Source organism: Methylobacterium sp. JK268, from assembly GCF_054052225.1.
On sequence record NZ_JBSVZN010000003.1, the window covers coordinates 164,725 to 179,708 of the forward strand.

General features: G+C 71.0%; 15 protein-coding genes. 8 read left to right on the plus strand and 7 right to left on the minus strand.

What is annotated here, in order from left to right; translation table 11 throughout:
• Positions 1–115 precede the first annotated feature (115 nt).
• The 6 genes from ACW9J6_RS04660 to ACW9J6_RS04685 all read left to right on the plus strand — a co-directional run bounded on the left by ACW9J6_RS04660 (position 116) and on the right by ACW9J6_RS04685 (position 6,826).
• Entirely contained in the window at positions 116–1,183 is a 1,068-nt protein-coding gene (locus ACW9J6_RS04660) for an AbrB family transcriptional regulator (RefSeq protein ID WP_457115274.1), read from the plus strand.
• A gap of 90 nt (positions 1,184–1,273) precedes the next feature.
• Entirely contained in the window at positions 1,274–2,815 is a 1,542-nt protein-coding gene (ilvA, locus tag ACW9J6_RS04665; RefSeq protein ID WP_457115275.1) for a threonine ammonia-lyase, biosynthetic, read from the plus strand.
• A 59-nt stretch (positions 2,816–2,874) separates the two neighbouring features.
• On the plus strand, positions 2,875–3,771 hold the full coding sequence (gene lgt, locus ACW9J6_RS04670; protein WP_457115276.1) for a prolipoprotein diacylglyceryl transferase: 897 nt from the start codon (positions 2,875–2,877) through the stop codon (positions 3,769–3,771).
• A complete protein-coding gene (locus tag ACW9J6_RS04675; protein ID WP_457115277.1) occupies positions 3,768–4,880 on the plus strand; it encodes a class I SAM-dependent methyltransferase in 1,113 nt (370 codons plus the stop codon). Before lgt ends, ACW9J6_RS04675 begins: the two co-directional genes overlap by 4 nt.
• Positions 4,881–4,890: 10 nt before the next feature.
• Complete coding sequence (pgeF, locus tag ACW9J6_RS04680) at positions 4,891–5,658, plus strand: peptidoglycan editing factor PgeF (RefSeq protein WP_457115278.1); 768 nt, start codon at positions 4,891–4,893, stop codon at positions 5,656–5,658.
• 280 nt (positions 5,659–5,938) lie between these two features.
• The gene (locus ACW9J6_RS04685) at positions 5,939–6,826 is read left to right on the plus strand and encodes an outer membrane protein (RefSeq protein ID WP_457115279.1); all 888 of its coding nucleotides are present in this window, start codon (positions 5,939–5,941) and stop codon (positions 6,824–6,826) included.
• Positions 6,827–7,266: 440 nt separating this feature from the next.
• Here ACW9J6_RS04685 and ACW9J6_RS04690 read toward each other — a convergent pair whose 3' ends face one another.
• Positions 7,267–7,656, minus strand: a complete 390-nt coding sequence (locus ACW9J6_RS04690; RefSeq protein WP_457115280.1) for a hypothetical protein — start codon at positions 7,654–7,656, stop codon at positions 7,267–7,269.
• Between the two features lie 140 nt (positions 7,657–7,796).
• On the opposite strand from ACW9J6_RS04690, the gene ACW9J6_RS04695 reads away from it, so the two are divergent.
• Together ACW9J6_RS04695 and ACW9J6_RS04700 are read left to right on the plus strand one after the other, a co-directional pair.
• Positions 7,797–8,285, plus strand: a complete 489-nt coding sequence (locus ACW9J6_RS04695; RefSeq protein ID WP_457115281.1) for a YciE/YciF ferroxidase family protein — start codon at positions 7,797–7,799, stop codon at positions 8,283–8,285.
• A gap of 55 nt (positions 8,286–8,340) precedes the next feature.
• Positions 8,341–8,754: a VOC family protein gene (locus ACW9J6_RS04700; protein ID WP_457115282.1), complete on the plus strand. Its 414-nt coding sequence runs from the start codon at positions 8,341–8,343 to the stop codon at positions 8,752–8,754.
• Here ACW9J6_RS04700 and ACW9J6_RS04705 read toward each other — a convergent pair.
• The 6 genes from ACW9J6_RS04705 to ACW9J6_RS04730 all read right to left on the minus strand — a co-directional run bounded on the left by ACW9J6_RS04705 (position 8,748) and on the right by ACW9J6_RS04730 (position 14,848).
• Complete coding sequence (locus tag ACW9J6_RS04705; protein WP_457115283.1) at positions 8,748–9,743, minus strand: glucokinase; 996 nt, start codon at positions 9,741–9,743, stop codon at positions 8,748–8,750. The two genes, ACW9J6_RS04700 and ACW9J6_RS04705, sit on opposite strands and share 7 nt — an antisense overlap.
• Positions 9,744–9,816: 73 nt before the next feature.
• Positions 9,817–10,767 (minus strand): 3-hydroxyacyl-CoA dehydrogenase family protein, encoded by a 951-nt coding sequence (locus ACW9J6_RS04710; protein ID WP_457115284.1) that lies wholly within the window; start codon positions 10,765–10,767, stop codon positions 9,817–9,819.
• A gap of 197 nt (positions 10,768–10,964) precedes the next feature.
• On the minus strand, positions 10,965–12,218 hold the full coding sequence (locus ACW9J6_RS04715) for a porin (RefSeq protein ID WP_457115285.1): 1,254 nt from the start codon (positions 12,216–12,218) through the stop codon (positions 10,965–10,967).
• A 376-nt stretch (positions 12,219–12,594) separates the two neighbouring features.
• Positions 12,595–13,323: an amino acid ABC transporter ATP-binding protein gene (locus ACW9J6_RS04720; protein ID WP_457115457.1), complete on the minus strand. Its 729-nt coding sequence runs from the start codon at positions 13,321–13,323 to the stop codon at positions 12,595–12,597.
• 71 nt (positions 13,324–13,394) lie between these two features.
• Positions 13,395–14,087 carry an amino acid ABC transporter permease gene (locus tag ACW9J6_RS04725; protein WP_457115286.1) on the minus strand — a complete coding sequence of 231 codons (693 nt, stop codon included), beginning with the start codon at positions 14,085–14,087 and terminating at the stop codon, positions 13,395–13,397.
• Between the two features lie 38 nt (positions 14,088–14,125).
• Positions 14,126–14,848: an amino acid ABC transporter permease gene (locus tag ACW9J6_RS04730; protein WP_457115287.1), complete on the minus strand. Its 723-nt coding sequence runs from the start codon at positions 14,846–14,848 to the stop codon at positions 14,126–14,128.
• Between the last annotated feature and the right edge of the window lie 136 nt (positions 14,849–14,984).

Consider the following 14,984-nt stretch of genomic DNA (forward strand, 5'->3'; position numbering starts at 1 on the left):
CGTCTCGGGGATCTGCTCTGAGCGCGGGGCTGCCATGTCCCAGCGCCTGCCGGCGCGGACATCGTTTTGCACGCCCCATGCTCTAAACGGCAGCGTGGTCATGCCCGGATCATCGATGAAGTCCGCCGCTCTCCAGTTCCGCCGCTCCGCAGCACGACCGATCCCGCAATGGGTCGGGCTCGTCGCCGCCTCGGCGGCGCTCTCGGCGCTTTTCACGGGCACGGGCTTCCCGGCCGCGCTCCTTCTCGGACCGATGTTCGCCGCGATCGCGTTCGGAGTCACCGGAGCGCGCATCCGCGTCCCGCGCCTCGGCTTCCTGGCCGCGCAGGCGCTGATCGGCTGCCTCGTGGCGCATGCCGTCAATGCCTCGATCGTGCAGACCCTGGTCGCGGACGGTCCGCTGATGCTCGCGGTGGTCGGCGTGACCGTGCTGGCGAGCGCCGCGGTCGGCTGGCTGCTCACCCGGCTGCGGCTGCTGCCCGGCACCACGGCCGCCTGGGGCTCCTCGCCTGGCGCCGCCTCCGCGATGGTGGCGATGGCCGAGGAGTACGGGGCCGATCCGCGCCTCGTCGCCTACATGCAGTATCTCCGCGTCGCCTGCGTGGTCCTGACGATGTCGGTCATCGCCCGGGTCTTCGCGGTTCCGGAGACCGGCGCCCTTCCGGCCCCGGTGGGCGCGGCGGAGCCGCTGGCGGTGCTGCTCACCCTCGCCGTCGCGGCGGTCGGGGCGACGCTCGGGCGCTGGCTCAACATCCCCGCCGGCGCCATGATCGGGCCGCTCGCCGTCGGGGCGACGCTGCACGCGACCGGCCTCGCCAGCATGAGCCTTCCCAACTGGCTCCTCGCCCTGGCCTACGCGGCGGTCGGGTGGACGGTCGGCCTGCGCTTCACGCGCGCCACCGTGCGGGCGACCATCACGGCCCTGCCCGGGGTCCTCGCCGCGACCCTGGCGCTGATCGCGCTCTGCGGGTTGTGGGCCTGGGGCCTGACCTTCCTGCGGCCGATCGACCTCCTCACGGCGGTCCTCGCCACCAGCCCCGGCGGCCTCGACTCGGTCGCGATCATCGCCGTCGGGTCGAAGGCGGACGTTTCCTTCGTCCTGGGTGTGCAGACCCTGCGGCTCCTCGTCGTCATCATCACCGGGCCGCTCGTCGCCAAGTGGATCTCGCGCGGCGTGACCTGAAACAACGGCCGCGCTCGCCTCCCGGCGCGAAACCCGGTAAGGGGCGCCTCTGCGGCAGGGTCCCGTCCCGCCGCCATCCGGACCCGTCCCGTGCACGATTACATCAGGAAGATCCTCACCGCCCGCGTCTACGACGTGGCCATCGAGAGCCCCCTCGACCGGATGCCGCGGCTCTCCGCGCGGCTCGGCGCCGCGGTGCTGCTCAAGCGCGAGGACCTGCAGCCGGTCTTCTCCTTCAAGCTGCGCGGGGCCTACAACAAGATGGCGGGGCTGCCGCGGGACGTGCTCGACCGCGGGGTGATCTGCGCCTCGGCGGGCAACCACGCGCAGGGCGTGGCGCTGGCGGCCGCAGAACTCGGCGTGACCGCCACCATCGTGATGCCGCGCACGACCCCGGCCATCAAGGTCGAGGCGGTGCGCGCGCGCGGCGGCCACGCGGTGCTGCACGGCGACGCCTTCGACGAGGCCTACGCGCACGCCAAGACCCTGGAGGCGGAGCAGGGGCTGACCTTCATCCACCCCTACGACGACCCCGAGGTGATCGCCGGCCAGGGCACGATCGGCCTGGAGATCCTGCAGCAGCATTCGGCGCCGATCGAGGCGATCTTCGTGCCCGTGGGCGGCGGCGGCCTCGCGGCCGGCATCGCCACCGTGGTGAAGTTCCTGCGGCCCGAGACGAAGGTCATCGGCGTCGAGCCGGAGGACGCCGCCAGCATGGCGGCGGCGCTCGGGGCCGGCGAGCGCGTGGTGCTCAACAGCGTCGGTCTGTTCGCGGACGGTGTCGCGGTGCGTCAGGCCGGCGAGGAGACGTTCCGGCTGTGCAGGGAGCATCTCGACGGCGTCGTCACGGTCGACACCGACGCGATCTGCGCCGCGGTCAAGGATGTGTTCGACGACACCCGCGCCATGTCGGAGCCCTCCGGGGCGCTCGCCGTGGCGGGACTGAAGGCCTGGGTCGCGGAGCACGGGGCGGGCGGGGGCGGCGCGCTCATCGCCATCAACAGCGGGGCCAACCTGAACTTCGACCGGCTGCGCCACATCGCCGAGCGGGCGGAACTCGGCGAGCGGCGGGAGGTGCTGCTCGCCGTGACGATCCCCGAGAAGCCCGGCGCCTACCGGGCCTTCATCCAGGCGATCGGCACTCGCGCCATCACCGAATTCAACTACCGCATCGCGGAAGGGGCGGACGCGCACATCTTCGTCGGCGTGCAGATCCAGGGCCAGCCGGGCGAGAAGCGGGCGTTGATCGAGGGCCTCGCCGCCCTCGGCTATCCGGTCCTCGATCTCAGCGACGACGAGATGGCGAAGGTGCACGTCCGCTACATGGTGGGCGGGCGCGTGCCGGGCCTCGCGGACGAGCGGCTGCTGCGCTTCGAGTTCCCGGAGCGGCCGGGCGCGCTGCTCAAGTTCCTCGACAGCCTCGGCCACGTCTGGAACATCTCGCTGTTCCACTACCGCAACCACGGCGCCGATTACGGCCGCGTGCTCGCCGGGATCCAGGTGCCGGAATCCGACCGCGAGCGCTTCCAGCAGGCGCTGGAGGAACTCGGCTACCCGTTCCACGACGAGAGCGACAACCCGGCCTACCGGCTCTTCCTCGACGGGAATGCGGGCCGCGCCCCGGCCGCCTGAGCGCCGCGGCGGCGTGGCGGGTTGACGGGGAGCCGCACCCGGTCCACCTGTGCGGCCCGATGCCGCCGCTCCTCGCCATTCCCTTCCCGGCGATCAACCCGGTCGCCGTCGCGATCGGCCCGATCGCCATCAAGTGGTACGCGCTCGCCTATATCGCCGGGCTCGTCGGGGGCTGGTTCTACGCCAAGCGCCTCGTCGCCGCCGCCTCGCTCTGGGGGCCGGTGCGCCGGCCCTCGGGCGCCGACATCGACGACCTGATCGTCTGGGTCGCGCTCGGCGTCGTGCTCGGCGGGCGCATCGGCTACGTGCTGTTCTACAATTTCGGGGCCTACCTGGCGAACCCGTCCGAGATCCTGGCGATCTGGCGGGGCGGGATGTCCTTCCACGGCGGCTTCCTCGGGGCGGTGCTGGCGCTCGTCCTGTTCGCCCGCGCCCGAGCCTTGAGCCCCTTCGCGCTCCTCGACCTCGCCGCGGTGGTCGTGCCGATCGGCCTGTTCTTCGGCCGCCTCGCGAACTTCGTGAACGGGGAGCTCTGGGGGCGGCCCGCGCCGGACTTCCCCTACGCGGTGGTGTTTCCGACCGGCGGGCCGCTGCCCCGGCACCCGAGCCAGCTCTACGAGGCGGGCGCCGAGGGGCTGATCCTGTTCTGTCTTATGGCCGTGGCGGCGCGCCGCTTCGGCTTCCGCCGCCCGGGCCTGCTGGGCGGGATCTTCACCATCGGCTACGCGGTGGCGCGCACCACCTGCGAGTTCTTCCGCGAGCCCGACCCGCAGCTCGGCTTCCTGTTCGGGACGCAGGTCTCGGCCCTCAACGGCGGCATCACCATGGGGATGCTGCTGTGCATCCCGATGCTGATCGTCGGGATCGTGGTGATCGCCGCGTCCCTGCGCGGCGCCACCCTCCCCCGGGCCCGCCTGAGCGAGCGGCCCGCCGATGCCGAGGCGCATTCGGCGTGACGGAGACCCCGCGGCGGCACGCCCTCCTGGCCGAGCTGCGGGCGCTGATCAGCGAGACCGGCCCGATCTCGGTCGAGCGCTACATGGCGCTCTGCCTCGGCCATCCCCGGCTCGGCTACTACACCACCCGCGATCCCCTCGGCGCCGCCGGGGATTTCACCACCGCTCCTGAGATCAGCCAGATCTTCGGCGAACTCCTCGGCCTCTGGGCAGCGGAAAGCTGGCACGGCATGGGCAGCCCCTCCCCCTGCCGCCTCGTCGAGCTCGGGCCGGGGCGCGGCACGCTGATGGCCGACGCGCTGCGGGCGATCCGGGCGGCGCTGCCGGCCTTCGCCGTGGCGATCGATCTCCACCTCGTCGAGACCAGCCCGGTGCTGCGGGCCGCGCAGGGCGAGCGGCTCGCGCCCCTCGGCGTCGCGCCCACCTGGCACACCCGGGTCGAGGACCTGCCGGCCGGGCCGGCCCTCATCCTCGCCAACGAGTTCTTCGACGCGCTGCCGGTCCGGCAATTCGAGCGGACGGGGAGGGGCTGGTGCGAGCGCCGGATCGGCCTCGACCGGAACGGCGAAGGCCTCGCCTTCGGACTCGACCTGGAGCCGGTTCCGGACATCGCCGCTCCGGCGCCCGAGGGCGCGGTCCTCACCGTCCCCGCCGCGGCGCTCTCCGTGATGCGGACCCTCGCGCGGCGCCTCGCGCGTGATAGCGGCGCGCTCATCGCGATCGATTACGGGGAGGCCCGGCTCGGCCTGACCGACACGCTGCAGGCGGTATCCCGCCACCGCGTGGCCGATCCTCTCGCGGCGCCCGGCGAGACGGACCTTACGGTGCCCGTCGATTTCGGCGCCCTGGCCCGGGCCGCGGCGGAGGCGGGCGCGACGGTGCACGGTCCGATCCCGCAGCGCGACTTCCTGCTCTCCCTCGGCCTGGCCCAGCGGGCCGAGCGCCTGGCCGGTCGGGCCTCGGCCGAGCGCGCCCAGGCGGTGGCCGCCGGCGCGGCGCGCCTGATCGAGGACGCGCCGACCGGGATGGGGCGGCTCTTTAAGGTTTTGGGCGTCTCTGGTCCCGGCCTGCCGGACCTGCCGGCGCTTCCCCGCTCGATCCCGTCTTGAGAGGCGCCCCATGCACCTCGAAGCCCCCGCGCTCGCGGCCCTGCCCGGCCTGCGCCACGCCTTCTTCACCCGGCAGGGCGGCGTCTCGGAGGGGCTCTACGCCTCGCTGAACGGCGGGCTGGGCTCCGGCGACGACCCGGCCCGGGTCGCCGAGAACCGGCGGCGGATGACGGCGCATCTCGGCGTAGCGCCCGCGTCCCTCGTGAGTCTCTACCAGGTCCATTCCGCGGATTGCGTCATCGTGGAGGCTCCCTTCCCGGAGCGCCCGAGGGCCGACGGCATGGCGACCCGGGTGCCGGGGCTCGGCCTCGGGATCCTCACGGCGGATTGCGGGCCGATCCTGTTCGCGGATGCGGAGAGCCGCGTGGTCGGCGCCGCCCATGCGGGCTGGAAAGGCGCCCTCACGGGCATCATCGAATCGACCCTCGACGCCATGGAGCGCCTCGGCGCGGCGCGCGGGCGGATCACCGCCGTGCTCGGGCCGACGATCGGCCGCGCGAATTACGAGGTCGGCCCGGAGTTCCGCGACCGCTTCCTCGCGGCCGCGCCGGACAACGCCCGCTTCTTCGCGCCGAGCCCGGACCGGGCCGACCACGCGCTCTTCGACCTGCCCGGCTACATCGCCGGGCGGCTGAGGCGCGCGGGCGTCGGCACGATCGCGGATCTGGGTCTCTGCACCTACGCGGACGCGGATCGCTTCTACAGCTACAGGCGCACCACGCATCGCGCCGAGCCCGATTACGGCCGCCTCGTGTCGGCGATTGCGCTGAACCCATAGGCGCTATTCCGTATTCGCAGGGTCACCCTCGCGCGTCGGACGTCGTTCGGCGAAATTTTTTCCGAACGCGGTGAACCTTGGCCATTCGCGGGCGTTATCGTCGCAAGGAGCCAAGGGAGTCCGGGCGGCGAGATCGCCGATAAGGCCGCGGTGAACTCACCAGCGTTGTCGCCAGGACACAGCTTTCACAGGGCTGCCGAGATATGTCGAGGCACTGCTTCCGCGGACCGACCGGCCTAGGCCGGCGCGGGCCGGGAGCATCGTAGAGAGGACCAGAACCATGAAGTCGCTTCTCAAGAGCGCGACCGCCCTCGCGGGCATCGTTATCGCCGGTTCCGCCATGGCGGCCGATCTGCCGCGCCGCGCGGCCCCGCCGCCGGTCTTCACCCCGGTGCCGGTCTTCACCTGGACCGGTTTCTACGCCGGTTTCAACGCTGGCTACGGTTTCGGCACGGGCAGCAACAACAACCCGACCGTCGTGGGCGTGAACGCCCTGACCGGGCTCGTGCCCCCCGGCACCACCGCCGTGCTGGGCTTCTCGAACCGCAACAACAACACCGACGGCTTCGTCGGCGGCGGTCAGGTCGGCTACAACTACCAGTTCACGCCCGGCTCGGGCGTCGTGATCGGCATCGAGGCGGACGCCCAGTACGCCGATTTCGGCCGTGACCGGAACCGCTTCACCCTCGTCACCAACAACCCGGCCGTCACGGGCCTGGCCGCCCAGCAGGTGTTCAACCCGAACGGCCTGTCGGGTCTCGACTACTTCGGCACGGTGCGCGGCCGCCTCGGCTACGCCTTCGACCGCACCCTCGTGTACGCCACCGGCGGCTTCGCCTACGGCGGCGGCGGCGGGTCGAACTTCGGCCTGGCCAACCGCGACGACTTCCAGACCGGCTGGACCGCCGGCGGCGGCGTCGAGTACGCCCTGCCCACCGACTCGTTCCTGAACTTCTTCAAGTCGAACGCGGTGACGCTGAAGGTCGAAGGCCTCTACGTGAACCTCGATCGCGGCAACGGCCTCAACGGGGCCTTCGCGGTCAACAACGCCGGCACCGTGATCACCACGGCCAGCCCGGGCGTGGTCGTGGTCAACGGCCTGCAGCGCCGCAACACCGAGTTCGCGGTGGTGCGCGCTGGCCTGAACTACAAGTTCGGCACCTACTAAGCTCCGGCTTCAAGGTCCCCGATCAGGACCGAGAGCCCGGCCGAAAGGCCGGGCTTTTTCTTTTGGACCGATGCCGGGGCTGAAGGATTGCTTTCCGGAACAGGACGTCCGTCGTCGAGCGGATGACCGATCAATGCGTCACCGGCTCCGCCGTCCCTTGCGGACGAAAGAGTGATCTGATTTGCGGCAACGACCTCTCATCTCTGATGATGACGCCCCAGGAACGCCGCGGATCCCCTCTCCCGTGCGGGCTTGCGGATTTACATCTCGGGTCGTGCGCATGCCCTCTCCCCGCGTGCGGGGAGAGGGGAACTCGCGCTTCATCCGGCGACGTGTGAACCCGCAGGCGCACTCGGGAGAGCGTTTTTCGGCGCCGTGACAGCCGGACCCGGACGCTTCGACGCTCGCAGCCGTGGCAGGGCCGCTCGAGCCCGTTCGATCTAGTGGAGGGCGGCGGCGTTCCCGGCCCGGCCTTCTCCCGATGAGCCCGGCACCTCGCCGTCAAGGACGTCGCGCGCCCGCGCGATGCGCGCCTCGGCCTCGGCAAGCCGCATCTCCAGCCGCCGCACCCGCTCGCGCTCGCTCGCCAGCAGCGCCTCCGCCGCGCCCCGGCGCGCCTCGGCCTCGCTCGCCGCCCGCAGGGCCGCCGATTCGCGGTCGGCCGCCGCGCGCAGGGCGCGCTCGACGCGGGCCACGAGGTCGCGCACCGCGTTGGCGATCCGCCGCTCCCGCCCCTCCGCCGCCTCGGCCCGGGCGGTCGAGCGGCGCACCTTGTCGCTCGCCCGCCGCAGCAGGGCGAGGACCGTGTCGGAATCGGGCAGTCGGGACATGGCGGCTCTCGGGCGCGGGGACACGAGGCAGGGCGCCCGGCCCGCGCGCCGCGGTCAAGCCGCTCCGGGACATCGGCGCGCCGGAACGAACGCCGCAGGCCCGAGTTGCCGGGGTGTCTCATACTGATCGGGAGTACCAAATGGCCGGCAAGGATCTCCGCGCGCTCTTCCTGCACCAGCTCAAGGACACGTACTTCGCGGAGAACGCGATCCTGAAGGCCCTGCCCAAGATGGCGGAGGCGGCGAAGGCCGATGATCTGCGCGGCGCGCTCGGCGTCCACCTGCAGGAGACCCGCGAGCAGGTGAAGCGGCTCGATCAGGTCTTCCGCAGCCTGGGCGAGAAGCCCGAGGGCGTGACCTGCCAGGCGATTCAGGGGATCATCGCCGAGGGCGAGGAGGTCATGGGTGAGTTCGGCGGCAGCGAGGCGGCCGATGCCGGGATCATCGCGGCCGCCCAGGCGGTCGAGCACTACGAGATCACGCGCTACGGCACCCTTGTCGCCTGGGCCCGCCAGCTCGGGCTCGGCGAGGCCGAGGGCCTGCTGAAGGAGACCCTCGTCGAGGAGGAGAACACGGACGAGGTGCTGTCCGAACTCGCCGAGGAGGCCGTCAACCCGGCCGCGGCCTGAGCCGCGACCCACGCCGGAGGAACGCCGTTCCTCCGGCACCGTTCTGGAGGGAGCGATGCCGCCGATCGCGGGCGTGCTCGAGACGGTCCTGTACGTCGACGACCTGGAGCGCGCCGCCGCCTTCTGGGCCGAGGTGATGGGCCTGCCCTGCCTCCACGCCGATCACCGCATGCGTGCCTTCGACGTCGGCGGGCGCGGCGTCCTGCTGCTCTTCCCGCGCGGCGGGTCGCTGCGGCCGATCGAGACCCCGGGCGGCACGATCCCGCCCCACGACGGGCAAGGTCCGCTCCACGTCGCCCTCGCGATCCCGGCGGACGCGCTCGGCCCCTGGGAGGCGCACCTCGCGGCCGCTTCCGTGATCATCGAGGGACGGACCCGCTGGCCGCGGGGCGGCACCAGCCTCTACTTTCGCGACCCCGACGGCCACCTCGTCGAACTCGCGACGCCGGGGCTTTGGACAGGCTACTGAGCGCGCCAGACCTGCCCGTCATAGGCGAAGAGGTCCGGTTGCGACGCCAGGGCAGCGAGCCCCGTGAAGGCCGGATCCGCGATCGTGAGCACGCAGGTCGGGATCGCCTCCATCATCGCCGCGAAGGGCGGCTTGTGGGTGAAGGCCCGCCGGAACTCGCCCTCCTGCAGCACGCGCAGGACGCGCGGCGCGATTCCCCCGCCGATGTAGACGCCGCCCGTCGCCAGGAAGGTGAGCGCGAGGTCGCCGCAGAGCCGCCCGAGGAGCTTGGCGAACAGCGCCAGGGTGCGGGCGGCGGCGGGATCCTCACCCGAGAGGCCCCGCGCGGTGATCTCCTCCGGCGACAGGCCGCCGCCGCCGCTCACGCCCGCGTGGAGCCGCACCAGGCCGGGACCGGAGAGCAGCGCCTCCACGGTGATCCGGCCCTCGATCCGCTCCAGCGCCGGCCACAACGCCGCCTCCTCCGCGTCGCTCGGGCCGAAATCCGTGTGGCCCACCTCCGTCGACACGATCGCCAGCTGCTTGCCGAAGGGGACCAGCGCCGCGGCCCCGAACCCCGTGCCGGGGCCGAGGACCAGCCGGCTGCCGCGCCCGGGCGGGAGCAGCGGACCGATCGGCGAGAGATTCGTCCGATCGCTGCCCGCGGGATCGAGGGCCGCGGCCCCCGCCGCCACCGGCACGTAGTCGTTGACCACCGCGCAGGTGGCGAGCCCGAAATCGCGCCCGATCCCGGCCCCGGCGATCACCCAATCGGCATTGGTGAGCCGCACCTCCGGCCCGTCGACCCGGCCGGCGATCGCCAGGATCGCCGAGCGCGGGGCCGGGGCCTCGTAGCCCGCCAGGGCGTGCCGGATCGCCGCGCTCGGATCCGGAAAGGAGGCGGTCGCCGCGTGGGCGAGCGGGACCGGGTCGGCGCCGGGCTGCGTCACGACGGCGAACCGCGCGTTGGTGCCGCCGATGTCGCCGATGAGGACGGGAAAGTCGAACATGGAGGGCCGGCTGCCGTGGCGGAGCGAGGGGACCGCCCCGTTATAGCGCCGCTGGCCGCCCCGTCGACACGGCTCAGGCGCCCTCCATGCGACCGACCTCCTTCATGGCCCGCTTGAGGGCGAGGAGGCGCCGATCGCGGTCGCGGAACAGCTCCGCCGGGTCGCGGTCGCCCCAGTCGAAGAAGCCGCGCCCCGCCATCACGCCGGTGCGTCCCTCCGCCACCAGATCGTCGATCGCCTTCGAGGAGGTGCGCGGCGGCGGCGGAGAGTAGCTCGCATTGGCCAGCGCGTGGCGCAGCAGCTCGATGCCGGTGAAGTCCGCCTTGGCGAGGTGCCCGAGGATCGGGATGCGCAGCGCCAGGCCGTGGATGATGGCATCGTCGATCTCGCGGGCCGAGGCCACGCCCTCGTCGAGGAGGTGGTAGACCTCCGCCGAGATCGCCGACTGGATGCGGTTGGCGACGTAGCCCGGGATGAAGCGCTTGAGCACGATCGGCACTTGGCCGAGGCCGAGGACGAGTTGGCGCGCCTCCTCGATCACCGCCGGCTCGGTCCGAGGCCCCGGCACCACGTCGACCAGGTCGACGATGTAGGGCGGGGTGTACCAGTGCATCACCAGGGCGTGCTTCTGCCGGTTCTCCGGGATCAGCGGGAAGACGTCGAGGTAGCTGGTGTTGCTGGCGATCCGGGTCTCCGGGGCGCAGAGCCGGTCGAGTTCGGAGAACAGCGCGCGCTTGGCCTCCGGGTGCTCGGTGATCGCCTCGATGACGAGGCTCGCCCCGTCGACCGTCGCCGCGAGATCGGGTTCGAGGCGGATCACCTGCGCGATCCGCTCCGGCGTCCAGGCGGGCGCGACCGCCCCGGCCTCACGCAGTGTGTCGAGCGCGGATGCGATCAGCCCCGGCACCCGCTCCAGGGTCTGCGCCCGGCTGTCGGTCAGCCGAACCCGGTGCCCCCCGAGGGCCAGCACAAGGGCGATGCCGTGCCCCATCAGGCCGGCCCCGATCACTGCGATCTCGCTCATTGCGTCCTCCCCGGTCGCGCGCCCGCTCGATCCGGCGGCGGGCGTCGTTCCTTGCCCGTGAACTGGCCGATGCGGGGCCATCCGGCAAGGTCTCTCCGCGATGCGGGGTGGGACCCGAACGCGAAAACCCCGCCCGGGGACCAGTCCGGGCGGGGTCTCGCGGTGCGGCGCCGGCCCTGGGCCGGCGGGCGCGGTCTTCAGAAGGTGAAGCCGGTCTCGATCAGGTAGCGGTCCTGCGAGGTGCGGGTGCCGGCCTTGCCGAAGCCCAGGCCCGCCGCGATGTCGTAGAGCTGCACGTGGGCGTACTCGCCGCGCAGGAAGTAGCGGCCGAAGGTGAAGGTCGGCGTCACCGTGACGGACAGGGCGGAACTGCCGGGACCGTAGAGCAGGCTGGTGAAGCCGTTCACCCGGTTGCCGGTCTGGGTCTCGTACTCGACGCGGCCCGCCAGCGCGAAGTTGTCGTTGAAGGCGTAGCTCGCCAGAAGCGCGCCACCATAGGTCGAGGCGCTCTCCAGGATGCCGTTCCGCACGTCCCGATCCACGTTGGTGAACTGGAAGTACGGCGTGATAATCCAGGGACCGTCCGAATAGGTGTAGTTGATGTTGAAGATGCCGCTGTTTTGCTGCGGGTTGGGCGTCGCGAACAGGTAACGCGGGCTACGATTGATCAGGTTCGTCCGGTCGACGTTGAAGCCGCCGTTGACGCCGATCGTGTTCGCGTCGTTGATCTTGTAGGCGACCGAGCCGCTGAACCAGCTGATCTCACCCGAGTAGAACCCGTCCGTACCCGCCACCGACACGGACCACGGGCCCTCGGACCAGTTCACCTGCACGCCCTGATTGATGATGTTCTCTTGGAAGAACAACAGGCCGCGCGAGATGTTCAGGTTCTGGAAGGTGAAGGGCGCCTCGCTGCCGATCAGGGTCGGCATCCGGCCGCCCTGGATGGACCACGCGTCGTTGATCTGCCACTTGCCGAAGGCGACCGGCAGCGGGCTGAACAGCAGGTCCGTCTGGTTGAAGGCGCTGTAGTTCTGGGTGCCGAGGGTCGGGATCGCGTAGAGCCCGGCCGCGATCGTGAACTGGAACGGGCCGTCGGCCTTCTGCACCCAGGCCATCAGGTTCGAGAAATCGACCCGCGCCGCGCGGTCGCGATCGGGGAAGATCCCGAGCGGCAGCGCGAGGTCGCGGTTGAACTGGTTCGACTGCGTGTAGGCGTAGCCGGTCAGCGCGCCGCCGACGTAGATGTCCCCGAAGCCGTCGATCGTGAAGCAGGTCGGGCTCGGATTCTGCTTGATCGGGCCGTTATAGGCCGGGAAGGACAGCGTGGCCTTGCAGGGCTCTGCCACGGCCGGCACGGGCGCCGGCTTGACCGCGAGGTCCGCCGCGGCGGCGGTGCCGGTCAGCGCGGCGAAGGCGGCCAAGCCGAGTGAGGTGATACGGGTCGCCACGTCTCTGAAATCCGCAAGTCGATGGGTCTGCGGCCAAGCTCTCACCCAACGGCGGTTGGCGCAAAGGCAATTTTCGAGCATCTGCTTAGGTTTTGAGCAGACTTGATGCAGCGGCAACTGTCTGTGTCTTCACCGCAACAGGCGGGAGCTATACTCTATCCCTGTACAAGCCGGGTCGGATCGCGCCTCTGCCGCACCGGGACGACGCCCGCTGCCGTGCGACCGAGAGGTCGATCGCGCGCCGGCGCACCGGCAGCGATCGTCCCTGCGGCCGGTTGGACCTCCGATCCAAGCGCCCGGCTCTTCGCGCCCGTCGCCCGACCGCCAGCGGGCGGCCGCGAAGGCAGAGTCGCCCTCGGCGCCGAGGCACCCGCCCTCAGTGCGACAGGATCTTGGACAGGAAGGTCTGCGCCCGCTCGCTGCGGGGCGAGCCGAAGAACGCCTCCTTGTCCGCGTCCTCGACGATCTCGCCGCGATCCATGAAGATCACGCGGTTCGCCACCTTGCGCGCGAATCCCATCTCGTGGGTGACCACCATCATGGTCATGCCCTCGCGCGCGAGTTCGACCATCACGTCGAGCACCTCGCCGACCATCTCGGGGTCGAGGGCCGAGGTCGGCTCGTCGAACAGCATCACGATCGGGTTCATGGCGAGCGCGCGAGCGATGGCCACGCGCTGCTGCTGCCCGCCCGAGAGCTGGCCCGGGAACTTGGCCGCGTGAGCCTTCAGCCCGACCCGATCGAGCAGCGCCAGACCCTTCGCCGCGGCCTCCTCGCGCCCGCGCCCCAGCACCTTGCGCTGGGCGAGCGTGAGGTTGTCGGTGATCGACAGGTGCGGAAACAGCTCGAAGTGTTGGAACACCATGCCGACGCGCGAGCGCAGCTTCGGCAGGTTGGTCTTCTTGTCGGCGATGCGGGTGCCGTCGACGGTGACCTGTCCCTTCTGGAAGGGTTCGAGCGCGTTGACGCACTTGATGAGCGTCGACTTGCCCGAGCCCGAGGGACCGCAGACCACCACCACCTCGCCCTTGCGGATCGCGGTGGTGCAGTCCGTCAGGACCTGGAAGTCGCCGTACCACTTGCTGACGTGATCGATCTCGATCATCGGGCCCGTGGAGGCTGTGACGGGCGGCGTCTCGATCAGGGGGGCCGAGGACATGCGGGCTCTCGTTCGGATCAGCGGATGATGGCGATGCGGCGCTGAAGGCGGCGCACCAGCAGCGAGGCGAGGAAGCAGACCGCGAAGTAGACCACGGCCGCGAACAGGTACATCTCCACGAGCCGCCCGTCGCGCTGCGCGACCTTGGAGGCGGCGCCGAGGAAGTCGGTGATCGACAGCACGTAGACGAGCGACGTGTCCTGGAACAGGACGATCGTCTGCGTGAGCAGCACCGGCAGCATGTTGCGGAAGGCCTGGGGCAGCACGACGTTGGCCATGCTCTGCCAGTAGGTGAGGCCCAGCGCCGAGGCGGCGGCGGTCTGCCCCTTGGGGATCGACTGGATGCCCGCCCGCATGATCTCGGAGAAGTAGGCGGCCTCGAACAGCGTGAAGGTCACGAGGCTCGACGCGAAGGCGCCGACCTGGATCGGCCGGTCCGCCCCGATCAGCCACTGCCCGAGATACGGCACCAGGAAGTAGAACCAGAAGATCACCAGCACCAGCGGCAGCGACCGCATGAAATTGACGTAGACCTTGGCGACCGTCGGCAGCACCGGCAGGCCGGAGAGCCGCATCATGGCGATCAGCGTGCCGAGCACCACGCCGCCGACCGCCGCGAGCGCGGTCAGCGTCAGCGTGAAGGTCATCCCCGTGAGGAACAGGTAGGGCAGCGCGTCCAGGACGACGCTGAAATCGAAGTTCGAGAGCATGGACGCTCACCCGCGGGGCAAGGAGAGGGAAACCGGCATCAGCGCGCCCCCGGGATGGCGACCTTGCGCTCCAGGAACCCCGCCGCGGTCACCACGACGAGGTTGATCACGATGTAGAGGATCGTGGCCGCCGTGAAGGCCTCGAACACCTGGAAGGAGAATTCCTGCATCGAGCGGGCGCGGGCGGTGAGTTCGAGGAGCCCGATGGTCAACGCCACCGACGTGTTCTTGAGGTTGTTCAAGAACTCGGAGGTCAGCGGCGGCAGGATGATGCGGTAGGCGTTGGGCAGCAGCACGTAGCGGTAGGTCTGGGCGGTGGTGAGCCCGAGCGCCGTGCCGGCCATGCGCTGGCCCCGCGGCAGCGCCTGGATCCCGGCCCGCACCTGCTCGGCCACGCGCGAGGCGGTGAAGAAGCCCAGGCACACCACCGCGGTGTAGAAGGGGGCGTCGGGCAGTTGCTTGAGCCAGGTGCCCCAGCTCACCGGCAGCACCTCCGGCAGCACGAAGTACCAGAGGAACATCTGCACGAGGAGCGGAATATTGCGGAAGATCTCGACGTAGCCGTTGCCGATCGCCTGGGCGAGGCGGCTCGGCAGCGTCCGCAGGACCCCGATCACCGAGCCGACCGCGAAGGCGATGACCCAGGCGCAGAGCGCCGTGACGATCGTCCACACGAGGCCCGACAGCAGCATGTCGGCGTAGGTCCCCGTGCCCTCGGGCGAGGGCTCGAAGAAGATGCTCCAGTTCCAATTGTAGTTCATGCCCTGTCCCGCCGGCCCGGCCGTCGTCTGGTGCGCCGCGTCCCGGCGCGATCATAAGTCATCTCGAAGCGCCGGGGGATCGTCCGAAATCCGCCTCCCACAGCTTGCGACCGTCGACGCGCCCTCACCCTCCCCC